The 26,507-nt window shown below is 56.0% G+C and carries 25 protein-coding genes, 1 tRNA gene and 2 other RNA genes; 10 read left to right on the top strand and 18 right to left on the bottom strand.

Features of this window, described 5'->3' with window-relative positions; translation table 11 throughout:
- Positions 1–43 precede the first annotated feature (43 nt).
- Complete coding sequence (gene yfcF, locus CWS43_RS14670) at positions 44–676, top strand: glutathione transferase (RefSeq protein ID WP_101077756.1); 633 nt, start codon at positions 44–46, stop codon at positions 674–676.
- 45 nt (positions 677–721) lie between these two features.
- Here yfcF and CWS43_RS14665 read toward each other — a convergent pair whose 3' ends face one another.
- Both CWS43_RS14665 and CWS43_RS14660 read right to left on the bottom strand, forming a co-directional pair.
- Complete coding sequence (locus tag CWS43_RS14665) at positions 722–1,168, bottom strand: GNAT family N-acetyltransferase (RefSeq protein WP_101077755.1); 447 nt, start codon at positions 1,166–1,168, stop codon at positions 722–724.
- 136 nt (positions 1,169–1,304) lie between these two features.
- Positions 1,305–1,562, bottom strand: coding sequence for a YdgH/BhsA/McbA-like domain containing protein (locus CWS43_RS14660; RefSeq protein ID WP_101077754.1), 258 nt, complete (start codon positions 1,560–1,562; stop codon positions 1,305–1,307).
- Positions 1,563–1,630: 68 nt separating this feature from the next.
- Between CWS43_RS14660 and CWS43_RS27250 the strand changes: the two genes are divergently transcribed.
- Together CWS43_RS27250 and CWS43_RS14655 are read left to right on the top strand one after the other, a co-directional pair.
- Positions 1,631–1,891, top strand: coding sequence for a hypothetical protein (locus tag CWS43_RS27250; RefSeq protein WP_157825399.1), 261 nt, complete (start codon positions 1,631–1,633; stop codon positions 1,889–1,891).
- A gap of 75 nt (positions 1,892–1,966) precedes the next feature.
- The gene (locus CWS43_RS14655) at positions 1,967–2,215 is read left to right on the top strand and encodes a GlsB/YeaQ/YmgE family stress response membrane protein (protein WP_101077753.1); all 249 of its coding nucleotides are present in this window, start codon (positions 1,967–1,969) and stop codon (positions 2,213–2,215) included.
- Positions 2,216–2,488: 273 nt separating this feature from the next.
- Here the strand turns inward: CWS43_RS14655 and urtE are convergent, their stop codons facing one another.
- From urtE to atzF, 8 genes are all read right to left on the bottom strand, one after another.
- On the bottom strand, positions 2,489–3,187 hold the full coding sequence (urtE, locus tag CWS43_RS14650) for an urea ABC transporter ATP-binding subunit UrtE (RefSeq protein ID WP_101077752.1): 699 nt from the start codon (positions 3,185–3,187) through the stop codon (positions 2,489–2,491).
- Positions 3,188–3,212: 25 nt separating this feature from the next.
- Positions 3,213–4,010, bottom strand: coding sequence for an urea ABC transporter ATP-binding protein UrtD (gene urtD, locus CWS43_RS14645; protein WP_369825873.1), 798 nt, complete (start codon positions 4,008–4,010; stop codon positions 3,213–3,215).
- An 8-nt stretch (positions 4,011–4,018) separates the two neighbouring features.
- Positions 4,019–5,092, bottom strand: a complete 1,074-nt coding sequence (gene urtC / locus CWS43_RS14640) for an urea ABC transporter permease subunit UrtC (RefSeq protein ID WP_101077751.1) — start codon at positions 5,090–5,092, stop codon at positions 4,019–4,021.
- Positions 5,092–6,660 carry an urea ABC transporter permease subunit UrtB gene (gene urtB, locus CWS43_RS14635; protein WP_101077750.1) on the bottom strand — a complete coding sequence of 523 codons (1,569 nt, stop codon included), beginning with the start codon at positions 6,658–6,660 and terminating at the stop codon, positions 5,092–5,094. Before urtB ends, urtC begins: the two co-directional genes overlap by 1 nt.
- 69 nt (positions 6,661–6,729) lie before the next feature.
- On the bottom strand, positions 6,730–7,998 hold the full coding sequence (gene urtA / locus CWS43_RS14630; protein WP_101077749.1) for an urea ABC transporter substrate-binding protein: 1,269 nt from the start codon (positions 7,996–7,998) through the stop codon (positions 6,730–6,732).
- Positions 7,999–8,099: 101 nt separating this feature from the next.
- Positions 8,100–8,822: a GntR family transcriptional regulator gene (locus CWS43_RS14625; RefSeq protein WP_101077748.1), complete on the bottom strand. Its 723-nt coding sequence runs from the start codon at positions 8,820–8,822 to the stop codon at positions 8,100–8,102.
- Between the two features lie 38 nt (positions 8,823–8,860).
- The gene (uca, locus tag CWS43_RS14620) at positions 8,861–12,493 is read right to left on the bottom strand and encodes an urea carboxylase (protein WP_101077863.1); all 3,633 of its coding nucleotides are present in this window, start codon (positions 12,491–12,493) and stop codon (positions 8,861–8,863) included.
- Positions 12,494–12,505: 12 nt separating this feature from the next.
- Positions 12,506–14,353, bottom strand: a complete 1,848-nt coding sequence (atzF, locus tag CWS43_RS14615; RefSeq protein WP_101077862.1) for an allophanate hydrolase — start codon at positions 14,351–14,353, stop codon at positions 12,506–12,508.
- A 281-nt stretch (positions 14,354–14,634) separates the two neighbouring features.
- On the opposite strand from atzF, the gene CWS43_RS14610 reads away from it, so the two are divergent.
- The 7 genes from CWS43_RS14610 (at position 14,635) to CWS43_RS14580 (ending at position 19,635) form a co-directional block, all read left to right on the top strand.
- Positions 14,635–16,080 carry a carboxylesterase gene (locus CWS43_RS14610; RefSeq protein WP_101077861.1) on the top strand — a complete coding sequence of 482 codons (1,446 nt, stop codon included), beginning with the start codon at positions 14,635–14,637 and terminating at the stop codon, positions 16,078–16,080.
- A gap of 86 nt (positions 16,081–16,166) precedes the next feature.
- Complete coding sequence (locus tag CWS43_RS14605; RefSeq protein ID WP_101077747.1) at positions 16,167–16,631, top strand: MarR family winged helix-turn-helix transcriptional regulator; 465 nt, start codon at positions 16,167–16,169, stop codon at positions 16,629–16,631.
- A gap of 136 nt (positions 16,632–16,767) precedes the next feature.
- Positions 16,768–17,190 carry an organic hydroperoxide resistance protein gene (locus tag CWS43_RS14600; RefSeq protein WP_101077746.1) on the top strand — a complete coding sequence of 141 codons (423 nt, stop codon included), beginning with the start codon at positions 16,768–16,770 and terminating at the stop codon, positions 17,188–17,190.
- A 258-nt stretch (positions 17,191–17,448) separates the two neighbouring features.
- On the top strand, positions 17,449–19,128 hold the full coding sequence (gene eptB / locus CWS43_RS14595; protein ID WP_101077745.1) for a kdo(2)-lipid A phosphoethanolamine 7''-transferase: 1,680 nt from the start codon (positions 17,449–17,451) through the stop codon (positions 19,126–19,128).
- Positions 19,129–19,230: 102 nt separating this feature from the next.
- A tRNA-Pro gene (locus CWS43_RS14590) sits at positions 19,231–19,307 on the top strand.
- Between the two features lie 35 nt (positions 19,308–19,342).
- A non-coding RNA gene (locus CWS43_RS14585) (RtT sRNA) lies at positions 19,343–19,471 on the top strand.
- Between the two features lie 35 nt (positions 19,472–19,506).
- Positions 19,507–19,635: non-coding RNA, RtT sRNA (locus CWS43_RS14580), on the top strand.
- 75 nt (positions 19,636–19,710) lie between these two features.
- On the opposite strand, the gene CWS43_RS14575 is transcribed toward CWS43_RS14580, so the two are convergent.
- The 8 genes from CWS43_RS14575 to CWS43_RS14540 form a co-directional block, all read right to left on the bottom strand.
- Positions 19,711–20,040: a type II toxin-antitoxin system RelE/ParE family toxin gene (locus tag CWS43_RS14575; protein WP_101077744.1), complete on the bottom strand. Its 330-nt coding sequence runs from the start codon at positions 20,038–20,040 to the stop codon at positions 19,711–19,713.
- Entirely contained in the window at positions 20,009–20,245 is a 237-nt protein-coding gene (locus tag CWS43_RS14570) for a hypothetical protein (protein ID WP_101077743.1), read from the bottom strand. The genes CWS43_RS14575 and CWS43_RS14570 overlap by 32 nt, the downstream gene beginning before the upstream one ends.
- A gap of 209 nt (positions 20,246–20,454) precedes the next feature.
- On the bottom strand, positions 20,455–21,834 hold the full coding sequence (locus CWS43_RS14565; RefSeq protein WP_101077740.1) for an MmgE/PrpD family protein: 1,380 nt from the start codon (positions 21,832–21,834) through the stop codon (positions 20,455–20,457).
- Entirely contained in the window at positions 21,821–22,780 is a 960-nt protein-coding gene (locus tag CWS43_RS14560; RefSeq protein WP_101077738.1) for a serine hydrolase, read from the bottom strand. The genes CWS43_RS14565 and CWS43_RS14560 overlap by 14 nt, the downstream gene beginning before the upstream one ends.
- 16 nt (positions 22,781–22,796) lie before the next feature.
- Positions 22,797–23,534, bottom strand: a complete 738-nt coding sequence (locus CWS43_RS14555; RefSeq protein WP_101077860.1) for an ABC transporter ATP-binding protein — start codon at positions 23,532–23,534, stop codon at positions 22,797–22,799.
- An 86-nt stretch (positions 23,535–23,620) separates the two neighbouring features.
- A complete protein-coding gene (locus CWS43_RS14550) occupies positions 23,621–24,487 on the bottom strand; it encodes an ABC transporter ATP-binding protein (protein ID WP_101077736.1) in 867 nt (288 codons plus the stop codon).
- Positions 24,480–25,415: an ABC transporter permease gene (locus CWS43_RS14545; RefSeq protein WP_101077734.1), complete on the bottom strand. Its 936-nt coding sequence runs from the start codon at positions 25,413–25,415 to the stop codon at positions 24,480–24,482. The genes CWS43_RS14550 and CWS43_RS14545 overlap by 8 nt, the downstream gene beginning before the upstream one ends.
- Positions 25,412–26,497, bottom strand: coding sequence for an ABC transporter permease (locus CWS43_RS14540; protein ID WP_101077732.1), 1,086 nt, complete (start codon positions 26,495–26,497; stop codon positions 25,412–25,414). The genes CWS43_RS14545 and CWS43_RS14540 overlap by 4 nt, the downstream gene beginning before the upstream one ends.
- Positions 26,498–26,507: the final 10 nt, after the last annotated feature.

The raw sequence follows: 26,507 nt of genomic DNA, 5'->3' as shown, positions 1-26,507 counted from the left end.
GCTATGTTTTTTATCCTTTCGTTTGATTTTTCTGGAGTTCGTCATGAGCCAGTCTTCGCTGATTTTGTATTCCGACGCCGATTTTTTCAGCCCTTATGTGATGTCCGTTTTTGTCGCATTAACCGAAAAGGGCATTCCTTTTGAGCTGGAAACGGTCGATCTGGCGCAGGCGGATAACCTGAAAGAAACGTATTTGGCGATCTCTGTGACCCGCCGCGTGCCGACGCTCACCAACGGCACATTTGTTTTATCCGAATCTTCGGCGATTGATGAATATGTTGATGAACTGTTTCCTGCACCGACGTTCCCGGCTATTTATCCGGCAGACCCGGAAAATCGTGCCAAAGCCCGTGAAGTTCAGGCATGGCTGCGCAGTGACCTGATGCCTATTCGTGAGGAACGCCCGACGGAAATCGTGTTTGCCGGTGAGAAACGCCCGGCGCTTTCCGCCCGCGCGGAGCAGGCTGCCGAAAAATTGTATGCGGCGGCAGAGCGTTTGCTGGGAGACAAAGAACATTTGTTTGGCGAATGGAGCATTGCGGATGTGGATCTGGCGCTGATGCTTAACCGCCTGCATCTGAACGGCGATGCGGTGCCGGAAAAACTGGCGGCTTACGCGGATGCACAATGGCAAAGGCCGTCCGTTTTAGAATGGCTGGCGTTATCTGCAAAATAAAACCAAAGTGCGCGGCTTTCCGGGCCGCGCACGCTTTCTCAGCTTTCAGCGCAATGTCTTGGTCAGGTAAATGCGGGAATGGCTGGCCTCGCCATTCGGTGAATAACGAATGTCATTCAGAAAATCTTCGAGCACCATCTGGCATTCATACCCCTGACGCTCATAAAAGGGGCGGGCCTGGAAACTGAATGTATCCACCATCGAATAGCGGCATCCGCGCGCCATTGCTTCTTCTTCTGCCCGCTGCATCAGCGATGAGCCGATGTATTGCCCGCGTAAGGATTCGTCTACCCACAGATACTTTATCATCAGCCAGTTACCCATCGTTTCAGCGATGATACCGGCTTTTTGTTCACCGTTTTCATCTTCAGCAAAGACGGCAACCGGGCACGGGAGTTTTGCCGGGATAAAGTGTCTGTTATAGGCGCGCAGGCCATCTTTAGTCGCTTCAATCTCGTCATCGGTTGGCGCATGAGTCAGACGTAACTTCATGGCTTCATTCCTTGTTTTCAGCGTGGAGAATTCAGGATAGACAATCAGATGGAAGGTTTGCAATCGGGCGGGGAAATAAAAAAGCCTGTGGAAGTTTGGGCTTCCACAGGCTTTTAAGAGGGTTTTGGAGAATCGATTATTTATAGATTTCTGCGTCAGCGTGCAGTTTGTTATTACCTGTCACGGAGATGATGCGGTAAGAAGAAGCACCGGCTTCTTTTGCTTGCTCGGAAAGCTTCGCTTCCAGGCCGCCAAGGGTAGTGGCGTTAGCCGCAGAGATCACACCGATTTTCTGCATATCGTTTGATGGCTGGTTAATCTCCTGAGCGGCAAAGCTACCGAAAGAGATCAGGGAAAGGGTTGCAGCTACAGCAAAAATTTTGACGTTTTTCATGATGATTTTTCCATTCAGGTTATGTGAGTGAAAGGTGTTTGCCTTTCGATGGAGTGATAATAGGCCTGATGGCGGGAGATGAAAAACGGATTGATTTGAGTATCTCGTTCAAAATATTTGGTCTACTTTTTACGCAATTTTACGCACGTCTGCGGGTGGCTGACGAAACCGCATTAATGCTGACACTGCCTGAAACTGCCTTAGATTTCTCTGGATTTATGCCCTTCATGCTGATTTTTGGCGGATTTGTGCAAACACGACTAAACTTTAGTTGTTGTACAAAAAGAGTGGGGCTTGTGTGTTATGCACATCCGGCCCGCAGAACCTGAGTTGTTCTGCTTTTGTTTGGCTGACTTTGCTGAACAATATTCACGGTATCGGAAATTCATTTGGAGGAGTCAAAAATGGGAATTTTATCCTGGATTATATTTGGTCTGATCGCCGGTATTCTGGCGAAATGGATCATGCCAGGCAAAGATGGTGGCGGTTTTATTCTGACCGTCGTTCTGGGTATTGTCGGTGCCGTTGTCGGGGGGTATATCAGTACTTTCTTCGGTTTTGGCCGCGTCGACGGATTCAACTTCGGTAGCTTCGTTGTCGCCGTGATCGGTGCGCTGGTCGTGCTGTTTATCTATAACAAAATCAGGCGGTAAGGGTTTCCCGTTACGCCTGATGGCAAAAGCCGCGCTGAGCCGCGGCTTTTTTGTTTCTGTTATTCCTGCGGTGTGGCTTGGTATTCCATATCTGGCTCATGCAACCGCTGGCGCATGATATCTGCGGGTGATCGACTTTGATGCATAATGGCCACAAAAATATGGGTATCGGTATTTTTCAAAATGTATACGACATGGGCAAGTGGAAAACACAGCGCCGTGTAGAATTATGAATAATAACGTGATTAGTTCCTCCGTTACTTTTTCGAAACCTTAAATGGCCACCAGCCCGCGTACGCCGTCAGCTTCCATCTCTTCACCGCGCCCGCGTTTCACGATGCTGCCGCGCGACATTACCAGATAGCTGTCGGCGAGTTCAGCGGCGAAATCGTAGAATTGTTCGACCAGCAAAATTGCCATGTCGCCTTTAGCGGCGAGCTGTCTGATCACTGCGCCGATTTCCTTGATGACGGAAGGCTGAATGCCCTCGGTAGGTTCGTCAAGGATCAGCAGGCCGGGTTTGCAGGCTAACGCACGGCCAATCGCCAGCTGCTGTTGCTGGCCGCCGGACAAATCACCGCCGCGCCGGTGTTTCATTTCCAGCAGGATCGGGAACAGGTGATAGATGTCGTCAGGCACCTGTTTTGCCGCGCTGCCGGAAAAGCGCGAAAGCCCCATCAGCAGATTTTCTTCTACCGTCAGGCGCGGAAAAATTTCGCGTCCCTGCGGGACGTAGGCAATGCCCGCCTGCACCCGCTGGTGCGGTTTGCGGGTATTGATTACCTGATCCTGCCAGCTGATAGTGCCGGATTTTGCCGGGATCAGCCCCATCAGGCATTTCAGTAGCGTGGTTTTGCCCACGCCGTTGCGGCCCAGCAGGCAGGAGACTTCACCGATTTTTGCGTCAAAGGACAGGCCGCGCAGGATGTGGCTGCCGCCGTAAAACTGATTCAGTTCTTTCACTTCCAGCATGCGTGTTATTCCTCGAAAAAAAGCCTCAGCGCCCTAAATAAACGTCGATGACCTGCTCATTGGCCTGCACGTCGCGCAGCGAACCTTCTGCCAGCACCTGGCCCTGATGCAGCACGGTGACGTGGTCGGCGATGGTTTCCACAAACCCCATGTCGTGTTCAACCACCATCAGCGAATGTTTGCCCGCCAGCTGTTTGAACAGCTCGGCGGTGTACTCGGTTTCGGCGTCGGTCATGCCCGCCGCCGGTTCGTCGAGCAGCAGCAAATGCGGCTCCTGCACCAGTAACATGCCGATCTCCAGAAACTGTTTCTGGCCGTGGGACAGTAATCCCGCCGGGCGATGGCGTTCTGCCGCGAGGCGCAGCGTTCCGAGCATTTCGTCGATGCGGTCGCGCTGTTCGCTGTTCATTTTGGCGCGCAGACACGCCCACACCGATTTATTGGTTTTCTGCGCGATTTCCAGATTTTCGAAGACCGTCAGCGCTTCGAATACCGTTGGTTTTTGGAATTTACGGCCAATGCCCGACTGCGCGATGCGTACCGGATCGAGCTTCGTCAGATCGGTCCGCTGGTCGTAAAAAACGCGTCCGCTTTGCGGTTTGGTTTTACCGGTGATCACGTCCATCAGCGTGGTTTTCCCCGCGCCGTTCGGGCCAATTACGCAGCGTAACTCGCCAACGCCGATGTTCAGCGACAAATTGGTCAGCGCTTTAAAGCCATCAAAGCTGACGTTGATGTTTTCCAGCTGCAAAATCGGATCGGTCTGTTCGCGATGTTTATCTGCCCGCTGCGGCTGGGTAAAAAGGTCTTCGGTCATGGTCATCGGGGTCATCAGGATTTCCTTTTGCGCAGCAGGCCAATCACGCCTTGTGGCAGGAACAGCGTCACCAGGATGAACATGCCGCCGAGAACAAATTGCCAGTATTCGGGGATGGCGACGGTAAACCAGCTTTTCGCGCCGTTGACGATGCCAGCGCCAATAACCGGGCCGATCAGCGTGCCGCGCCCGCCGAGCGCCACCCAGATGGCGGCTTCGATAGAGTTGGTCGGCGACATTTCGCTGGGGTTGATGATGCCGACCTGTGGCACGTACAGCGCGCCCGCCAGCCCGCACAGCATGGCGGAAACCGTCCAGACGAACAGCTTGAAACCTTTCGGATCGTAGCCGCAGAAAATCAGCCGGTTTTCGGCGTCGCGCACGGCAGTCAGCACGCGGCCATATTTGCTGCGCGCCAGTGCGAAACCGAGCGCCAGGCTGAAGACCAGCACCAAAACGGTCATCAAAAATAATCCGACGCGGGTGCCGGTGGCGGTGACCTGAAAGCCGAGCAGGGTGGTAAAACCGGTGAAGCCGTTGTTGCCGCCAAAACCGGTTTCATTGCGGAAAAACAGCAACATACCGGCGTAAGTCAGCGCCTGGGTCATGATCGAAAAATAGACGCCTTTGATTTTTGAACGGAAGGCGAAGTAGCCGAACACGAACGCCAGCGCACCGGGCACCAGAACGATCAGGCATAACGCCCAGGCGAAATGCTGCGTACCGGCCCAGAACCACGGCAGTTCGGTCCATGACAGAAACGACATGAAATCCGGCAGGCCGCTGCCCGCCGCCTGACGCATTAAATACATGCCCATCGCGTAACCGCCGAGCGCAAAGAACAAGCCGTGGCCGAGCGACAGCAAACCGGCGTAACCCCAGACCAGATCCAGCGCGACCGCGACAATGGCGTAACAGAGGATTTTACCGATCAGCGTTAGCGTGTAAGTGGAAATTGACAGCGGGCTGTCTGCCGGAAGGAGTGCCAGAAACGGCAGGATAATCAGAACGATCAGCGCCAGCGTGCCCACGGAAATCGCAATTTTCGGCGCCTTCTGCACGCCGGTAATCGTTAACGGTTGGCTCATCAGTCAATCACCCTGCCTTTGAAGGCGAAGAGTCCCTGAGGACGTTTCTGGATAAACAGAATAATCAGCGCGAGGATCAGGATTTTGCCCAGCACGGCACCGATTTCCGGCTCAAGAATTTTGTTCACGATGCCCAGACCAAAGGCCGCGACGACGGTTCCCGCCAGCTGGCCGACGCCGCCAAGCACAACCACTAAAAATGAATCGATGATGTAACCCTGGCCGAGTTCCGGGCCGACGTTGCTGAGCTGCGACAGCGCCACGCCGCCCAGTCCGGCGATGCCGGAGCCGAGGCCGAACGCCAGCATATCCACGCGACCGGTCGGCACGCCGCAGCAGGCGGCCATCGCACGGTTTTGGGTGACGGCGCGCACGTTCATGCCGAGCCGCGTTTTATTGAGCAGCAGCCAGGTCAGGCCAAGCACCAGCAGCACAAAAATAATGACGGCGATGCGGTTGTACGGCAGCACCAGATTGGGCAATAACTGAATGCCGCCGGAGAGCCAGCCGGGGTTGGCGACTTCGACGTTCTGTGCGCCAAACAGCACGCGCACGCCCTGGATCAGAATCAGGCTGATGCCCCAGGTTGCCAGCAAGGTTTCCAGCGGGCGGCCGTATAAATGGCGGATCACCGTACGCTCAAGCGCCATGCCGATCCCGGCGGTGATAAAAAACGCCACCGGCAGCGCGACCAGCGGGTAGATCGCCAGCAGGCCCGGCGCGTAATGCTGAAACAGCGACTGCACCATGTAGGTCGAGTACGATCCGAGCATCAGCATTTCGCCGTGCGCCATGTTGATCACGCCCAGCAGGCCGTAGGTGATCGCCAGCCCGAGCGCGGCGAGCAGTAAAATCGAGCCGAGCGATAAGCCGGTAAATGCCTGTCCGAGTAAATCGCCGATCAGCAGGCGGTGCTGAACCGCTTTCAGGCTGGCCTGCGCCGCAGCGCGCACGGTGGCGTCGGCTTCAGTTTTCGGGTCAGTCAGGCTTTGTAAACGACCCTGCGTATCCGGATCGCCGGAGGTGCCGAGCAGCCCGACGGCTTTCAGGCGCACCTGCGGGTTAGGATCGCTCAGCTGTAAATTCGCCAGCGCGACGGCAAGCGCATCGTGAACCGCGCTGTCTTTTTCCGCACCGAGACGACGGGTCAGCAGCGGCAACTGGTCGGCCTGCGCTTCACGCTGTAGGGATTTTGCGGCTTGTAAACGTACGGCGCTGTCGATGCTGACCAGGCGGTGCGCGGATAATGCGTTGGCAATCAGAATGCGCAGGCGGTTGTTCAGCCACACTTTTTTGGTGTCGCCCTGCGGTTTCGCGTCACCGTCGAGCGGTGTCAGCTGATCGCCATTTTGGGTGAAGGCGTGTTTAGCTTCGTCGATGACGACGTTTTCCTGCTTCAGCGCCTCAAGCAGGGGCAATCTTTCCGGCTGCGGATCCGCCGCCCATTGTTGTAATAAGTCGGCTTGCTGGCTGCGGCTGGCGGCAGCAAAGTCATTCGCCGCCCCGGCCTGCGCCAGCAACGGCAGGCAACAAAGCAGGAAAAGCAGTGATCTGATGAGGATTCTCATAATGTTCTCGCCGCATAAAGTTGATGCTTATTTGCGCCTCCCCCGGTGAAGAGGGAGGCGCTAAAACAATCAGTTAGTGGTCTTAACCGGGGTATCAGGTTTCTTGTCGTTGCCCGGAATGTACGGGCTCCACGGCTGGGCGCGGATTGGTTTGTCGGTCTGCCAGACCACGTTGAACTGACCGTTCGATTCGATTTCGCCGATCATCACCGGTTTGTGCAGGTGGTGATTGGTTTTATCCATGGTCAGCGTGAAGCCGGACGGTGCGGCGAAGGTCTGCCCGGCCATGGCGGCGCGGACTTTATCCACATCCGTCGTCCCGGCTTTTTCAACTGCCTGTGCCCACATATGGATGCCGACATACGTCGCTTCCATCGGGTCGTTGGTCACGGCGGTATCCGCGTTTGGCAGTTTGTGAGCCTTGGCGTACGCCTTCCATTCGGCGACAAATTTCTTGTTCGTCGGGTTATCGACGGACTGGAAGTAGTTCCACGCCGCGAGATCACCGACCAGCGGTTTGGTGTCGATACCGCGCAGTTCTTCTTCGCCAACGGAGAACGCCACCACCGGCACATCGGTCGCTTTCACGCCCTGGTTCGCCAGTTCTTTGTAGAACGGCACGTTGGAATCGCCGTTGATGGTGGAGATGACTGCGGTTTTGCCGCCTGCGGAGAATTTCTTAATGTTGGACACAATGGTCTGGTAATCGCTGTAACCGAACGGCGTATAGACTTCTTCGATATCGCTGTCTTTCACGCCTTTGGAATGCAGGAAGGCGCGCAGGATTTTGTTGGTGGTGCGCGGATACACATAGTCCGTGCCGAGCAGGAAGAAGCGTTTGGCCGCGCCGCCGTCTTCGCTCATCAGATATTCCACCGCCGGAATCGCCTGCTGGTTAGGCGCCGCGCCGGTGTAAAACACGTTCGGCGACATCTCTTCGCCTTCGTACTGCACCGGATAGAACAGCAGGCCGTTCAGTTCTTCAAAGACCGGCAGCACCGATTTACGCGACACCGATGTCCAGCAACCGAACACCACGGCGACTTTATCCTGCGTCAGCAACTGGCGGGCTTTTTCAGCGAACAGCGGCCAGTTGGATGCCGGATCGACTACCACGGGTTCCAGCTTTTTGCCCAGCACGCCACCGTGCGCATTGATGTCATCAATGGTCATCAGCGCCACGTCTTTCAGCGGCGTTTCGGAGATGGCCATGGTGCCGGAAAGAGAATGCATAATACCGACTTTAATGGTGTCGGCAGCCTGCGCGCTCCAGGCTAATCCCATGCTGACTACGGTGGCGGACAGAGCAAAGGCTTTAATAAAATGTCGACGTTGCATAGATGTACCCTCTGTAAAAAACGCTGTGATTTAAGTGATTTAAGAGAAAACTGGCATGTCTTAAGTCGAAAAATGTCTGAAGCCGAAAAAAGATAAAAAAGTCATGACGGGTCGCCCTCGTCACTCTCCGCCCGCGCACGGTGCAACATATGCAGGGTAATCTTGCGCACCTCGGCTTTGCTGACGGCAATGTGGTCGTGTAGCTGGCGTTGCGCCTCTCCGGTTTGTTGTTGAATGATGGCGAGCAAGATGCTCGCGTGTTCCTTGTACGTCGCGTTAACGCGCTCGTCTTTGGTGAAATCCAGACGGCGGATAATGCGGATTTTCTCCGTCAGTTCGCGGTGGATACGGGCCATTTCGGCATTCCCGGCCGCCGCCACCAGCGTCATGTGAAATTCTTCGTCGTAACGTGAAACCACCAGACCATCCTCGAGCCGGGGCTGGTCAATCCAGAATGCCTTCAGTTCGGCCAGTTGCAGCGGTTGTGCCGCAGGCGGCAGGGCGCACAGGCGTTTCACCGCTTCCAGCTCCAGCACAATGCGCAGGTCATAAAGCTGCTCGAAAAAGTCGAAATCGAACGGACGCACCTGCCAGCCGCTGCGGAAAAACACTTCGACATAGCCTTCGCGCTCCAGCCAGAACAGCGCCTGACGCACCGGTGTCCGGCTGACTTCCATACGATCGGCGATGTCGTTTTCACTGAACTTATCGCCCGGCAGCAGGCGGAAGCTGAAAATGTCGTCTTTCAGTTGCTGATAAATCCGTTCTGCCAGTCCTTCCGGACGGCTTTTACTGCGTGAAGATTTAGAACCCGTCAGTTGCATAAAATATTCCCTGAATTTTTAAACTGCTTTGAACCGTTTTAAACGGCTGCATCCAGCCACAACAAGGCATCACCTGGCCCGACCGGACGGCCCTGCTGGCAACTGATTTTCAGAACCGTACCGGCGCACGGTGCGTTAACGGATAACTCCATTTTCATGGCCTCAACAACAATCAGCGGCTGGCCTTCTTCGACCTGCTGGCCAGGTTCCACCAGGATTTTCCAGACGTTGCCGTTGAGATCGGCGCTGACTAAATGCCCGTCCTGATCCGCATCGTCTTCCACCAACTGCACGGCATTGGCGGCGGCTTCTACGGCGGCGCTTTCTGCTTCGTGCCAGTGCGCCACTTCGCGGGTGAACGCGTCGGCCTGTTGGGTGCGGAATTCAGTAATATCGGCGGCGTTGTCGGCTAAAAATTGCGTGTATTGCGCAAAGTCGAACTCAGTTTCTTCGATGCGGATTTGCGCCCGGCCTTCGCGGAAAGCGTCGCGCTGAATATCCAGATCGGCTTCGCTGACTTCATAGAAACGCACCTGATCGAAGAAATGCAGCAACCACGGTTCGCCATTTTTGAACTGTTCGTTTTTGAGGAATTTGTTCCAGATAGGCAGCGTGCGGCCCACCAGCTGATAGCCGCCCGGCGAATCCATGCCATAAATGCACATATACATGCCGCCGATGCCGACCGTGCCTTCGGCGGTGAACGTGCGTGCCGGGTTGTATTTGGAGCTGAGCAGGCGATGGCGCGGATCGACCGGCACCGCACAAGGCGCGCCGAGATACACATCGCCCAGCCCGAGGATCAGGTAGCTGGCGTCGAAAATGATTTTTTTCACGTCTTCGCGGCTGGCCAGCCCGTTGGTGCGCTGGATGAAATCCACGTTATTGGGCAGCCACGGCGCGTCGGCGCGCACGGTTTGCTGATAGCGTTCAACCGCGCCGAGCGTAGCAGAATCTTCAAACGCCATTGGCATATGCACGATGCGGGTCGGGATTTTGAGCTGGCTGACGTCCGCCAGATTGTGTTCGAGCGTCAGTAAATGCTGAAGCAGCGCGGTCTGGTGCAGCACTCGGCTGTCGTAGCGGATTTGCAGCGAACGTACGCCCGGCGAAAGCTCTTCGATACCGGCCTGACCGGCTGCTTTAATGGCATTCATCAGCAGATAAATGCGCATGCGCACCGCCAGATCCAGCACGTTATCGCCGTACTCAATCAGCACGTAGCCATCGCCCGCCTGCCGGTATTCCACCGACGGGCGTTCCGCAGTGGCCGGTAACGAAGCAAGAACCGTGGCGGAAACCGTGGTGTCCGGCAGCAGCGACGGCACCGGCAGCGCCATTGCATTGACGGGCATCAGCGAATCAATCGTGCCTTGTTGCGCCAGTTCCAGCGCCTGCGCCTGTTCGAAACTGATCGGATGGAAACGGATTTTATCGCCCGGTTTGACCTGGCCGACTTTCCACAGCTCGGCTTTGGCGATGGTCACCGGGCAGACGAAACCGCCGAGGCTTGGCCCGTCGCGGGTCAGGATGACCGGGAAATCGCCGGTGAAGTTGATTGCGCCGATGGCGTATTCGCAGTCATGTACGTTCGACGGATGCAGACCGGCTTCGCCGCCGTCCTGCCGTGCCCATTGCGGTTTCGGGCCGACCAGTCGTACGCCGAGGCGGTTGGAGTTGTAATGCACCTGCCATTCGGCTTCGAAGAACGTTTCAATGGATTCGCGCGTGAAGAAATCCGGCGCGCCGTGCGGGCCATAAAGCACGCCAATGTTCCAGATATCGCCATAAGGCTGAACGATATTGGCGGCAGCGGCCTGCGGTAAATCCACCGGCGCGGGCGTGGTGCAGGCGGCAAGTTCCGGCTGCGAAACGGTCAGCATGTCCGCGACACGCAGCGTGCGGCCTGCGTGGCCACCGAACTGCCCGAGCGCGAAGGTCGAGCGGCTGCCGAGATAAACCGGCACATCAAAACCGTTACGTACCGCCAGATAAGTGCGGCAGCCCTGCGTGGCGCGGCCCAGCGTCAGCGTCTGACCGGCTTTCACCGGCACCGGCTGCCAGTAAGCGACACTCTCACCATCGAGTTCCGCCGGGCAACGTGCGCCGGTCAGCGCGATGGTCGCGTCACAATGAAAACGCAGGACCGGCCCCTGAAGCGTGAATTCCAGCCCGGCGGCATCGAGATGATTCCCGACAATACGGTTGGCGAGGCGGAACGCAAAATCGTCCATCGGCCCGGACGGCGGCACGCCGATATCCCAGTAGCCGAGGCGGCCCGGATAATCCTGCACGCTGCTGTACGTGCCGGGCGCAATCACTTCGACGGCGTTTGGCGCGTAGACAAAACTGTCGAGCATCCGCGTCCACATTTCGCCTTCGCGGAATACCGGCGTGGCGACGACCTGACGCAGGTAATCAATATTGGTGGCGATGCCGTGCAGGCGGGTGGCGGCCAGCGCGGCAGACATTTTTGCCAGCGCGTCCTGACGATCTTTACCGTGAACAATCAGCTTGGCGATCATCGGGTCATAAAACGCCGACACTTCGCTGCCGGTTGAAACCCAGCCGTCCACGCGAACGTCTGGCGGGAAAAACACTTCAGTCAGCACGCCGGGGCTTGGCTGGAAGTTTTTCAGCGGATCTTCAGCGTAAATACGCACTTCCACCGACGCGCCCTGCGGGGCTTTTTCCATCGCAGGCCAGTCAAGCGGTTCGTCTGCGGCGACCTGCAACATGCATTCGATTAAATCCAGCCCGGTGACCATTTCGGTGACCGGATGCTCGACCTGCAAACGGGTATTCACTTCGAGGAAATAGAATTCGTCACGCGCGGCGTCATAAATAAATTCGACCGTTCCGGCGCTGCGGTAATTCACCGATTCGCCGAGCTGTACGGCGGCACGGTGCAGCGCTTCGCGGCTGGCCTGCGGCAGATTAGGCGCAGGGGTTTCTTCCACAACTTTCTGATTGCGGCGCTGCAACGAGCAGTCACGCTCACCGAGTGCTACTACGCGGCCTTTGCCGTCGCCAAAAATCTGTACTTCGACATGCCGGGCGCGATCGACAAAGCGTTCCAAAAATACGCCTGCATCACGGAAAAACTGTTCGCCGAGACGTTTCACGCTGTCCCACGCGGCGCGCAATGCGTCTTCGTCGTCGCAGCGCGTCAGGCCAATGCCACCGCCGCCGGCAGTGCTTTTCAGCATCACCGGATAACCGATTTCGGCGGCGGCGCTGACCGCATCGTCAATGCTGTCAAGCAAGCCGGTGCCGGGCGTCATCGGCACACTGGCGGCTCCGGCTAATTCACGGGCGCGGTGCTTGAGGCCAAACTCGCGGATTTGTCCGGCGGTCGGGCCGATAAACGCGATACCCGCGGCTTCGCAGGCGTCGGCAAACTCTGCGCTCTCGGATAAAAATCCGTAGCCGGGATAAATCGCCTGCGCGCCGGATTCTTTCGCGGCGGCCAGAATTTTGTCGATCATCAGGTAGCTTTCGCTGGCCTTTTCGCCACCGAGCGCGATGGCGATATCGGCATCCGCGACGTGCGGCGCATTGCGGTCGGCGTCGGAATAGACGGCAACGGAGGTGACGCCCAGACGTTTCAGCGTGCGGATCGCGCGGCAGGCAATTTCGCCACGGTTGGCGATCAGAACTTTAGTAAACATCATTGTGGCTCCTCAGCTTTTTACCGGTGAATTGAGGCTCCGGATGTAACTTCTCCAGCCGCCAAAATGGGTGATGTCGGTAGCGTCAGGGATTGCCCACGGCTCGCAGATAAAGCCTTTCACCGTGCGACCGTCGGCCAGTTCGAGCGAACCAATCCCCAGCGGGGCCGGGATTTCGGCAACGAATTCCCCGAAGCGCGCCAGCGGGATATCCCACAGTTCGACGATAATCGCGCTGCCGCCTTCCGCCCGTACCAGCCCCGGTTTCGGTGGTTTGGTATTCGCCAGTGCGTAAAGTTTGTAGTGGCTGGCGGTGGTGGTTTGTTCGACGCGAACCGCGTTGCGGCTGGTGAGCTGGAAATTGAGCGGCATGCCGGTCAGGTGTGCGCCGACCACAGCGACGCGCACGATGGCTGCGCTGGCCGGTGCGGCGGTCATAAATTCTTCCGGTTTCATTGTCAGGCCGGTTGCGCCGAGCGGCAGGCTCAGGCTGCGTTGCCACTGGCGGCCAAAGCCTGCCAGCGCATCGTCATGCCAGGCCGGAGCGACCAGAGTGATCCCGGCGGGCAGACCGTCGGCACGCATTCCGGCGGGCAGCGCCAGCGCAGATAAATCCGCCAGATTGGTGAAGTTGGTGTAAATCCCGAACTGCGAGTTGTAGAGCACGGGCTCCTGCGCCATCTCTTCCAGCGTGCGGATGGTCGGTGACGTCGGCACAACCAGCGCATCAAACCCTTCCAGCGCCAGATTGATTTTGCGTGCCAGCTCCGCCCGCAGATATTCTGCCCGCCAGGCATCACAGGCGGTGTAATTCAGGCCGTTGGCGACAATACCGCGCACAACCGGATCCATCGCTTCCGGGCTTTCCTCAAATATTTCACCGACGGCCACCGTGCGTTCCGCCACCCATGCGCCGTAATAAAGCTGCTCGGCCAGTTCACGAAACACGGTGAAATCGATCGTCTCCAGCGTCACGCCGTTATGGCGTAAACGCTCAAGCGCTTCACTGAACGCGGCTTCGGCCTGCCGGTCGCCGAAAAATTCCAGACGATCCGGCACCGCAATCCGGGGTTGCGCAGTAAAGGCTGCCGGTGCGGTGTGCGGGTTTTTACGGGAATACGCATCAGCGGCGTCATATCCGCCAGCCGCATGAGCAACGGTCTGTGCATCGGCGACGGTCAGGGCAAAAATCGACACGGCATCGTTGAGGCGGCAGGCTGGCACTACGCCGGTGTTCGACAGCCAGCCTTTGGTCGGTTTCAGGCCGACGACATTGTTGAAACCGGCAGGGACGCGGCCGGAACCGGCGGTGTCAGTGCCCAGCGAAAATGCCACCAGACCGCGTGCCAGAACCGACGCCGAGCCGGAGCTGGAACCGCCGCTGACATATTGCGGATTGAAGGTGTTTCTCACCGCGCCAAACGGTGAGCGCGTGCCCACCAGGCCGGTTGCAAACTGATCAAGATTGGTTTTGCCAATGACGACTGCGCCTTTGGCTTTCAGATTGGCGACGACGGTGGCGTCGGCTTCGGCGGTGTAGGCAAAAGCGGGGCAGGCGGCGGTGGTCGGCCAGCCCGCGATATCAATATTGTCTTTTACAGCAAACGGCACGCCAAACAACGGCAGGGCGCTCAGGGATCCTTCGGCCTGACTGCGCAGGGTTTCCAGACGGGTAATCTGGGCTTCAAGCTGCTCCGCCGTGGCGAGATAAAGCCAGGCGTTGTCGGTTTTGCTCAGGCTGCCCAAAACCAGTGAAAGCGTCGTTCGCAGGCTGTCCGGCGCAGTGCGGTAATGCTGCTGCCATTCCCGCAGCGTAAAACCGCGATAAGGCGAGGTAACGGAGTCTGAAGTTGAAGCCATATTTTTGAATTCCATCTAGTACACAAGATTGAATTCATCTAAGCAATGCCTGTGCCAAAATTTTATTCATTGATTTTTATGGATTTAATAATCTGAGCATGACTGCATTGCACATTTGTTGCACCACGGACGGAATGCAACTGAACAAAAATGGGGCGATTTTGTGCGCTTATGCAATCGCCGTTCAGGTTTGATGCATTATTATTTATCCAATAATGTGCAGGAACGGCATATCTTTAACTCTACCTTCCGCCAAAACGGTTTTAGGAAAATTTGATTTGATACAACTTCATTCTCTTTTTGAACGCCTGAAAAAACTGTTACTGGCGGTTATCCTTATCGTGCTGACTTTGTTAGCGGTTCGCACTTACGACGCATTACAGGGGCCGGCGCTGGAGCCGTGGCACAAGCTGGTTCCTGATGAACTGAGCGCGTCGCAGCTGGATAAAAGCGACTGGGCTGCGTATCTGCGGGCCGAGCAGCAGGCATTTGTGGAAGTGAAGCAGCAGGTGACGGACAAGCTCGATGCCGAAGACCGTATTCCGCTGAACCGGTATTACGACCGCAGCCCGGTTTATCCTGAGCATTTTGCGCAGGACTGGAACCGCTCATATGAGCTGATGCCTGACGGCAAACCGGTCGGTGCGGTGGTGTTATTGCACGGTCTGACGGACTCGCCCTACAGCCTGCGCCATATTGCAGAAGATTACCGTCGCCGTGGTTTTGTCGCGGTGGGGATCCGTCTGCCGGGGCATGGAACCGTGCCGGGCGGCCTGACGCGCGTTGACTGGGAACAATGGCTGGCTGCCACGCGGCTGGCGGTGAGAGAAGCGCATCGTGCGGCCGGTGAAAATGTTCCGTTGCAGATCGTCGGTTTTTCCAACGGCGGTGCGCTGGCGATGAAATACACGCTTGATGCGCTGGACGATAAATCACTGGTGCGCCCGACGCGCGTGGTGCTGGTTTCCCCGATGATTGGCGTCACCCGTTTTGCGCGTTTCGCCGGATATGCGGGCTGGCCGTCGATCTTCCCGGCCTTCGCCAAAACCGCCTGGCTGAATCTGATGCCAGAATTTAATCCGTTTAAATACAATTCATTCCCGGTGAAAGCGGCGCGGCAGTCTTATCTGCTCACCCATGTTTTGCAGCAGCAAATCAGTGAGGATGCGCAGTCCGGCAAGCTGGCGCAATTGCCGCCGTTGCTGGCTTTCCAGTCGGTGATTGATTCCACCGTCAGCACCCGCGCGGTGGTCACGGCATTATTTAATCAGCTTCCCGCCAACGGTAGCCAACTGGTGTTATTTGATATCAACCGCAGTGCTTACGTTGGCCCGTTGCTGCGGCCTGCGGCGGAGACCGTCGTTGACCGCCTGCTGCCTGCGCCGCCGCGCGCGTATCAGACAACCATTATTACTAATGCCTCACCGGATGACGCTGCGGCGATTGCGCAGGTCACGCAGGCAGGGCAGACCACGGTCAGCAGCAGCCCGCTGGGGCTAAATTATCCTTCGGAATTCTATTCGTTATCGCACGTTGCGTTGCCTTTCCCGACGGATGATTCGCTCTACGGGCGCAATCCGCAAGGCCCGGCGCAGTTCGGTATTCATCTGGGGACGCTGGCCGCGCGGGGCGAAAATGGTGCGCTGGTGGTAAGCATGGATCAGCTGATGCGCGTTTCCTCCAATCCTTTCTATCCGTATATGCTGAAAAGAATTGAAGGTTTTTGAAAGGGATACGGAAAAAATGGAGGGTGTTGAGAAAATAATCGTTAAAAGCGCTTGCGATAATATAGTGCGCTATATATATTGAAAGCATGAAGACGACAACAGACACTGACTTAACGCACAGCAGCATGCTACATCTTGATCAACAGATGTGTTTTGCCCTGTACTCCGCAAATCTTGCGCTGCACAAAGTGTACCGCAAGCTGCTCGGGCAGCTCGACCTCACCTATCCGCAATACCTGGTGATGTTGGTTCTCTGGCAGCGTGATGAAGTCACGGTGTCTGATATCGGCGAAAAGCTGTTTCTGGATTCCGCGACGTTAACCCCGTTGTTAAAGCGTCTCGAAGCGGCGGGTTTACTGGTTCGTCAGCGTGCGAAAGCCGATGAACGTCAGGTGATTATTTCCCTGACCGCTGAAGGTAAGGCATTACGCGAAAAAGCACAGGGCATTCCGGAAGCGATTTTTTGTGCCACGGAATGCAATATGGGCGAGATTACGGCGCTGAAACAGCAACTTGAAGCACTGCGCGGCCATCTTCAGGATAAAGCCTGAGAAGAATGATTCAGCAAACGGAATGGAAGGCAGCGTTTTCACACCGTTTGTGTATGGTATATAAGTAGCACGCGATTAAATCGCATAATAATATTTACGTATTTTCCCTCATCAATCTCATTGAAAGGAACGAAACATGTCTATTGAAAAAGTAGTTTATCGTGCTCATGCCTCTGCAACCGGTGGCCGTGATGGTCGTGCGACATCTGATGATGGCGTTCTGGATGTAAAACTGGGTGTGCCAAAAGAAATGGGCGGTATGGGCGGCGGGACTAACCCTGAACAACTGTTTGCCGCAGGTTATTCCGCCTGCTTCCTCGGCGCACTGAAAGCTGTTGCCGCACAGGAAAAAATTAAAATCCCTGCGGATGCAAAAATTGAAGGCGCAGTCGGTATCGGTGCAATTCCGGGTGGTTACGGGATTGAAGTGCAACTGGACATCACTCTGCCTGGTTTTGAACGCAGCGAAGCCGAAGCGCTGGTGGCTAAAGCGCATCTGGTTTGCCCGTACTCAAACGCAACCCGTGGCAACATCGACGTAACGCTTAACGTGAAATAACTGAAACAGAATCAGCACCTTCACCAGGGGCTGTTAATGAAACAAGAAGAAGAAAATGACAAGGGGGCTTCGGCCTCCTTTTTCATGGTGTAAGCAAAATCAAAAATGTCTTCATCTTGCCTGCAAGGCGCGCCCTGCGCAGAATTTTCCGGAAGTTTGTATATAAACGTAATCCCGGCATAATCCGTGAACTCGCCTCACATAATCATGTCACAATGATTCCGAATCTTTCAAAATTTTTCCGGATATCCCAATTACATGAATAGAGTGAAGACTCTATCGCAGCAAAATATCTCTTTATTGTTAGCGATTTATATCGGCATTTTCCTCAACGTTTCGGTGTTCCAGCGCCGTTTCGCCGCATTGATCCATCAGTTCACGTCAACTGAGCTGATCCAGGCAATCACGGAAGTCTGCGTCATCGTCCTGTTTACGTTCTTTGTGCTGCGTTTACTGTCGCTGGGCGGAAAAACGTTTTTCCGCATTATCGCCACGTTGCTGGTGCTGATTTCCGTCGCCGCCAGTTATTACATGATGATGTTCAATGTGGTGATCGGCTACGGCATCGTGGTGTCGGTGATGACCACGGATATCGATCTCAGTAAGGAGATCATCGGGTTACCGCTGTTTTTCTGGATGGCGCTGGTCAGTGCCGCACCGTTGTTTCTTATCTGGAAAAATAACCTGCGCCTGACGCTGATTGAGCAGATGAAAACACCGGGACAACGCGTGCTGCCGCTGGTGATATTGCTTGCCGCCGTTTTGCTGGTCTGGTTGCCGCTGCGCATGCTGGATTACGCGCAAAGTGAAAACGAGAAGAAAACCAATGTCGATTTGCCGAGCTACGGCGGTGTGGTGGCGCATTCTTATCTGCCTTCAAACTGGCTGGCTGCGCTCGGTTTGTATGCGTATACGCAGGCAGATGAGAGCCAGGATGCGGGGAATTATCTGGATCCGGCCAAAGCGTTTACCTATGTGCCGCCCGCAGATATCGACGATACCTATGTGGTGTTTATTATCGGCGAAACGACCCGCTGGGATCATATGGGGATACTGGGGTACGAGCGTGATACCACGCCGCGTTTGTCGAAAGAGAAGAATCTGGTGGCATTTCGCGGCGAATCCTGCGACACCGCGACCAAGCTTTCGCTGCGATGCATGTTTGTCCGTGAAGGCGGGGCCGAAGACAATCCGCAGCGAACCCTGAAAGAACAAAATATCTTTGCCGTGATGAAATCGCTGGGGTTCACTTCGGAACTCTTCGCGATGCAAAGCGAGCTGTGGTTTTACAATAATGCGGATACCAACAATTATTCTTTCCGTGAAATCATTGCCTCTGAGAAGCGTAACGACGGGAAACCGGTCGATGACATGCTGCTGGTGAATGAGTTACAGGAATCACTGAAGAACTATCCGCAGGGTAAACATCTGGTGATTTTGCATACCAAAGGTTCGCATTACATGTATTCCCAGCGTTATCCGCGTAGCTATGCCCGTTATACGCCGGAATGTATGAGTAACACCTGCAGCAAAGCAGAGTTGATTAACGCCTTTGATAACAGTGTGTTGTATACCGATACTTTCATCGGCAACGTAATCAATGAGCTTCGTGACAAAAAAGCGCTGGTTTTTTATGCCGCTGACCATGGTGAGTCCATTGACGAAAACTCGCACCTGCATGGCACGCCGCGTGAGATGGCACCGCCGGAGCAGTTCCGTGTACCAATGATTGTCTGGGCATCTGACCGTTTTCTTGAACAGGCCGATCACAAGCAGGCGTTTGAGCAGTTACAGGCGCAGCAGCGGGTGGGGGCGAAGAAACGTCACGTCGAATTGTTCGATTCGATTTTGGGCTGTCTGGGATATACCTCGCCAGACGGAGGTATTAACCCGGCGAATAACTGGTGCGCAAAACCTCAGCCTGAACAGAAGCTTTAGGCTATTTTGACGGCGCATCGGATAATTTGTAGTCAGTCAGCATTTAAGTTTTAAAAAGCCGTTGACGCTTTGAAACCGCCGCAGTAACATGCGCCCCACTCGCGGCGAGTAGCGCAGCTTGGTAGCGCAACTGGTTTGGGACCAGTGGGTCGGAGGTTCGAATCCTCTCTCGCCGACCATATTTGAAAAGCCTGCTTTTTTAAGCAGGTTTTTTTTCGCCCGGAGTTTATGAGGATGAGAACCTCCGAAGGAGGTTTGAGCCGAGCGAAGCGAGACAACGTTGCTTTAGCAACGGCCCGCAGGGCGTGCATCGCAGATGCGCGTAATCCTCTCTCGCCGACCATATTTGAAAAGCCTGCTTTTTTAAGCAGGTTTTTTTTCGCCCGGAGTTTATGAGGATGAGAACCTCCGAAGGAGGTTTGAGCCGAGCGAAGCGAGACAACGTTGCTTTAGCAACGGCCCGCAGGGCGTGCATCGCAGATGCGCGTAATCCTCTCTCGCCGACCATATTTGAAAAGCCTGCTTTTTTAAGCAGGTTTTTTTTCGTCTGGAGTTTATGCGCTTTCGTTTTGCGTTTCTTTATCAGGTCATCATCTTAAAATCAGTCTTCCGATGATTTCTGTGGCTCTGATAGAAATTCTCATGCGAATCGAAGCTCAGCAGATACAACTCAATTTTCTTTTCGAGCCAGCAATAGCCTAATAATGCCTGCTGTTTTTCCAGAAGAAATTTATGCACGCGCAAATAGCTGAGATCACCTTTCTTCAGTTCACCCAGTGTCGGGTTTTCCTGTATACGTTCAATCTCATCCTCTACGATAATCTGCTGCGTCAGAGAAAGTCTCGCAAAGGCTTTGGTGAAACGACGAGATTCATACGTATCAATCCTTTGATCGCTCGGTCCTTCTGGCATAAGGCGTTACCTTATTGTTATCCATCTCACTTTTAGCTAATAACGTTTCCACAATAAACCGGTATGTCATATCGGGGTTTTCTTCCACAATCTGGCCGATCTTCGCCCAATGTTCGATCTGTTTGGGAATGCTGCGGTGGCTGGCTTCGGCATGAATTTTTACGTCACTGACAAAATCATCGTCTAAGCGAATACTGGTTGCCATGGTTGACCTCTGTTCGTTTTTACACCTGCGGGCAGGGTGCGCCATAACATTGCTAAATGCAATAAATTGTCGCGCATAAAAACGGCCTTTTGTATTTCCTGAGCCACGAGAACAGGTGCAGCTGTACACGCATTAAAGGGATTTTTCGCAGGATTTTCAGGCCTGCGAGGTGTCATGTAAAAAAGCTTGCCGGGAAATTTTCTTTCCACTCAAGCCTGCGAGGTATCCCGCAAAGGTTCGCCAAACAGTTCTGCCATAAACCCTAAATCTTCCTGCTCTTCAAGCTGATTAAGCTGGTGGAAAAGCGCCCCGGCAGAAGGCATTGCCGCGCAGCAGTCGGTGAATTTTCGTAACCGGTCAGCATCGCTGAAAGGTTCGGTATTGCTGCCTTTTGCCAGTTTCCGTCCTGCCTGCAATGTCCGGCCATCGCGCAATATCAGTGTCACTTCATGCGTCAGGCGTTCACCCGGTGGTGTATCGGCTTCCTGCTCCGGGGTGTAACAACGCATGGAAATGCGTTGCAGGCGCGCCGGGTCAGTCAACTTAGCCACCCGCGCGGGGGTGAAATCACTGACGCCCAAAGAGCCGTTGCGCAGCCAGGTATCGACACAGTATTGCATTGAAAAACGCGCCTGCATTTCATTGGCCGGCAGGGGATACGCCAGGTTGCGCAGATTGGCGATGCCGACCCGTGTATCGACGGCCAGTACGTCTGTGTCGCTGAAATCATGCTGCGCACGCAGGTCATCCAGCGCATCGATGATCATATGCGTTGAACCGCAGCACGGATGACGTTTTGGCATCACGCCGGTGGTTTCGATCACATGCTGATGCGTCCCCAAAATCCCCGCAATATCCCAGCCCGGCGGTGTTAAGCCCCCGAACATTTCCAGAAACCCCTGCGGGGCTTCAAGAATATCGATACGCCCCTGCATTTGCTGTTGGGCGAATTTCGCGGCGTCTACGGCATTGCGCGCGGCCCATCCGGCGTGCAGTGGTTTGATCGGTGTACCGAACTGGCCTTTGGTGCCGGAGGCAAAGCTTACGGCATTGCTTAACGTACGCGCGATACCGGCCTGATCCATGCCCATCAGCCAGGCAACACCGGCCGCACTGCCGATGCAGCCGACGGTCGACGTGCCGTGCCAGCCCGCAGTGTAATGCGAAGGCGCGACGCCTGACCCCACAAACGCCTGCGCCTGTAAGCCCGTCAGATAAGCATCTACCAGCTGTTCGCCGCTGGCGTTGATCTCATCGGCGATGGCCAGCAGTGCCGGCAGCAAAACGGCAGAGGCGTGGCTCATGCCGGGGGCAAAGTTGTCGTCGTAATCAATGGCGTGCGCCGCGGTGCCGTTGATCAGTGCCGCAATGGCCGCTGGTGCGCGCCCGCCGCCGGCTAAGCGGGAGCTGGCGTGCGGGCTGAAATAGCTTTCGCTGGCGGCCCGGACGGCACGGCTGGAAAAATCATCCTGTCCGGCGAACAGGCAGGCCAGCGTGTCCGTAATGGCCTCGCGGGCTTTACGGCGGGCAGTAGTGCTGAAATCGGGCTGGCTGCAACACCAGCTGGCAATGGCTTCAATCACATTCATAAATGTCCCCGTGGAGTGATGTAAGGAATGTCAGGATGGCGGTCATCAGCGGACCAAACTGGAAGCGGCTGACCTGCCGGTTTGTTATGTCGGTATCCACGCGATGAACGATCACAGCGCTGAGAGAAGGGATCATCAGGCAGTAATGGCCGCCAGCGCCGTAGGCGAAGTAACTGCCCTGTGGCAATACGCAGCCGGGGAAAGCGACGCCTTCACGCGCCAGCCACCACATGTAGCCATACGCACCACGCTCACCGGCATGGGAGTAGGGCATCAGGCTTTGTCGTACCCAACTGTCCGGGATGATTTGCCGGTTTTCCCATTGCCCGTTCTGAAGAAATAGCTGACCAAAACGCGCCAGATCGCGTGTCGAGAGCCGGAACGGATATGCCGGGTGCTGCGAGTTCGGCCCCGGTTCCATCCAGCCGTCTTCGCGGCGGAAATCGTTCATGCCCAGAGGTAGGGCGATTTGCTCCAGAAAAGCCTGATGAATATTCAATCCGGTCATCTGCGAATAAGCGGTGCCTAATGCATTGAAATCCCAGTTGTTATAACTCCATACCCCCCCCGGCGGCTGACTGTGGCGCGGCGGTTTGATGCGCGTCATCCACGGCGTCTCGTAATTGGCCGGATGATAAATACCGGAGCGCGCAGTCAGCAGGTCATAGAGCGTGGCGCCGGATTCCACATCGCTCAGCGGGTCAATGTCGCTGATACCCAGCTCTGCCAGCGTCGCGGATAAATCCATCGCGCCACGGGCTACCTGAATACCGATCAGCGCGCTGAGAAAGCTTTTACGCATTGAATGGCACAGGAAACGGTGCTGCAAATCGCCATATTCAAGCACCGGGTTGCCTGCCTGAACGATCAGTAATGCGTCGGTATTCTGGCCGTCGAGCAGGCGCAGAAGGGCGTCCCGGCTTGCGCCGGGCATTGCAGATTTCATATTGAGCTCTCCGGTGTCAGGGGTTGCTGGCGGCGAGAAACTGTCGGGTATAAGGCTGCGTTGCCGCGCCGCAGCGGATTTCATCTGCGGTCAGTTCTTCCAGTAATTTCCCCTGGTGCATGATGGCGACCCGGTCACACAGATGTGCCACGACGGCCAGATCGTGCGTCACCATCAGATAGGTCAGGTTGCGTTCACGGCGCAGTGTCTTCAGCAAATTAAGGATTTCCGCCTGCACTGAAACATCGAGTGCTGAAGTCGGTTCGTCGAGCAACAGCACCTGCGGTTCGATGATGAGCGCCCGCGCCAGTGCCACGCGCTGACGCTGGCCGCCGGAAAGCTGATGCGGATAGCGGTAGCGGAACGCGTCACTCAGGCCGAGTGCATTAAGCACGTCGGAAATGCGCGCTTCACGCCGGTCCATGGCGTGGATCACCAGCGGTTCCAGCAGGGTGTGGTAAACCATTTTGCGCGGGTGCAGTGAAGCATACGGATCCTGAAATACCATCTGGACTTGCCGGTAATAGTCTTTATCGCGTACCGGATGTTGTTCACGGTTCTGGTACAAAATTGCGCCGCTGTAATGGGTGTTCTGGCCGGTCAGCGTGCGCAAAATCGTGGATTTCCCGCAGCCCGATTCACCAATCAGGCCGTAGCTTTCGCCTCTGGCGATGTGCATCGTCACGCCATCGACCACGGTTTTGCTGTGCATCCCTTTACCAAAGGAGATACTCAGGTCGACGGTTTCGATCATCCGGTCAGCGGTCAGCGGCAGCGGTTTTTCCACCGGGGGGATAACCGGCATTTCGTAAAGGGCTGAGCTGTTTATGGAAGGTGTCATCAGCAGGCTTCTCCGTATCGGTACACCGGGCCGGTCAGCCACGCAGGGTCGCGTGCCGGAATGGCAAGCATGTCAACCGGATGATGCAAATCCGGCTGGCTGGCGAGCAGCGCCTGCGTGTAAGGGTGTTTTGCGTTATGCAGCTGATCGGCTGAAATTTCTTCGAGAATACGCCCGGCGTACATCACCAGCGCCCGGTCACAAAAACTGGATACCAGCCCCAGATCGTGGGTAATAAACAGCAGGCCGGTTTTGCGCCGGGCCAGCAAGCCATCCAGCACGCTGAGTACCTGCTGGCGCACAGTGACATCGAGCGCAGAAGTGGGCTCATCGGCGATAATCAGATCAGGTTCAGGGATCAGCATCATGGCGATCATGATGCGCTGTCCCATGCCGCCGGAAATTTCGTGCGGATAGAGTTCAAATACCCGCTCCGGATCGCGGATATTGACCGCCTCCAGCATCATCAGTGTTTTGGTGCGCGCCTCTTTTTCGCTGACGTTGAAGTGGATGCGATATGCCTCGTTAATCTGATGACCGACACGCATCAGCGGGTTTAGCGAGAATTTGGGGTCCTGCATGATCATCGAAATCCGTTTGCCGCGAATTTTGCGCATCTGGCGTTCACGGGTAGTAAGCAGGTCAATGTCCCCGAACTGCATCCGGTCGGCGCTGACGCTGGCACCCTGCGGGGTCAGTTTCAACAGTGAACGGCCGGTCAGTGATTTTCCGGAGCCGGATTCGCCGACGATTGCCACTTTTTCGCGGCCAACCGAAAAGGAAATTCCGCGTACTGCGTGGTTTTCCTGTCGGTGGCCTTTGAACGTAATGTTCAGGTTTTGTACATCGAGCAGTTTTTCAGTCATGGCGCAGATCCAGTACGTCGCGCAGGCCGTCACCGAACAGGTTAAAGGCCAGGCTGGTGAAAAGAATCGACAGGCCGGGGATCGCGGCAATTGTCCAGTGAGTCATCATGAACTGGCGGCCGGAAGAGAGCATCGCCCCCCATTCCGGGCTGGGTGCCTGCGCGCCCAGGCCGAGAAACCCCAGGCCGGATGCGGTCAGGATAATGCCCGCCATATTGAGCGTCAGGCGCACCACGACTGAAGGTAAGCACATCGGAATGATGTGGCGCAGGATGATGCGCATCTGCGACGCGCCCTGTAAACGCACGGCGGCGACGTAGTCCATTTTGCGGATAGACAACGCTTCGGCGCGCGCAAGACGGGCAATGGGTGGCCAGGCCGATAGCGAAATGGCGATAATCGCATTCTCAATGCCGGGGCCGAGCGCGGCGACAAAACCCAGTGCCAGAATCAGGCTGGGAAATGCCAGAAAGATATCAACGATGCGCATCAGGATAGTGTCCGTCCAGCCGCCCACGGTGCCTGCCAGCGTACCGACCAGCAGCCCGAGCGGGCCAACAATCAGGGCTGTCAGGCCGGTGATGTAGAGCGTGATGCGGGCGCCGTAAATCAGGCGGCTGTAAATGTCACGCCCGAGTTCGTCCGTGCCCAGCCAGTACTCGCGGCTGACGGGGGCCAGCCGCAATTGCAGGTTTTGCGCGTAAATGTCGTGCGTCGCCAGCCACGGTGCAAAAATCGCGACGGCAACAATCAGCAGAATGACAATTAACCCGAACAACGCCGAGGTATTACGGCGAAAGCGCCGCCACTGGTTCAGGCTTTGCTGCACACGCGCCTGCCACGGCGTGGCCGGAACGGGGGCATCCAGCCATGCCCGCAGGGAAAACGCCGGACGGGCGGAGAGATGAGGTTTAGCGGAGTCGGTCATGATTGCTCCTGGCGGGTTCGCGGATCAAAGATGCGGTAAAGCAGGTCGCAGATAAGGTTGAGTGCAACGAAAATCACGCCGATCAGTAACGAGCAGCCGACCACTGCGTTCATGTCGCCGGCCAGCATGGCGTTGGTGAGATAGCGGCCAAAGCCCGGCCAGGCAAAGACGGTTTCGGTCAGCACGGCGCCTTCCAGTAAAAAGGCGTAGGAGAGCGCGACAACGGTGACCACCTGAACGGCGACGTTGCGAAAGGCGTGGATCCAGACGCTGCGGGCCCAGGACAGACCTTTTACGCGGGCCGTGATCACGTATTCCTGCCCAAGCTGTTCGATCATAAAGCTGCGCGTCATGCGGCTGATATAGGAAAGCCCGCTGAGGCCGAGAATCGATGCCGGTAAAATCAGGTGGCTGAAGACGTTGCGAAAGGCTTCCCAGTTACCGCTGAGTGCGGTGTCGATCAGGTAGAATCCGGTGATTTTCTGCACATCAAATTCATACATAAAGTCGATGCGGCCCGGCCCGCCAATCCACCCCAGACCGGCGTAAAACAGCACCAGACCCATCAGACCCAGCCAGAAATTCGGTGCCGAATGGCCGAGCAGGCCGACAAAGCGAATGCAGTGATCAAACCAGGTGTTGCGGTACATCGCCGATAACACACCCGCCGGAATACCCAGACAGGTGGCGATCAGCGCCGCCAGCGTTGCCAGCTCCAGCGTGGCCGGAAAAACGCGGGCGATATCGGTAGTGACCGGATTGCCGGTGGTCAGTGCGTTGCCGAAATCCAGCGTCGCCACATTTTTCAGGTACATCAGAAACTGTTCCCAGAGCGGCTTGTCGAGGCCGAGCAGGTGATACATCTTCTGATAGGCTTCCTGGCTGGCGTTATCACCCAGCACCGAGACCACCGGATCAATAGGCAACAGACGTCCGATAAAGAAGGTCAGCGCCGCCAGCCCCAGCAACGTGCAGAACACGGAAACCAGCAATTTGCCCAGCCGGGCGGCGCTTTCGCGCAGCCGCAGCCAGAGAGGTTCAGCAGAGACGACGCCTGCTGCGGTTGGGTCGAGGTGTGACATCGGGCGCTCC

This window comes from Rahnella sp. AA (assembly GCF_002834385.1).
Lineage (GTDB): Bacteria > Pseudomonadota > Gammaproteobacteria > Enterobacterales > Enterobacteriaceae > Rahnella.
The sequence above is the reverse complement of the archived record's forward strand: the minus strand, read 5'-3'. Positions and strand labels throughout refer to the sequence as shown.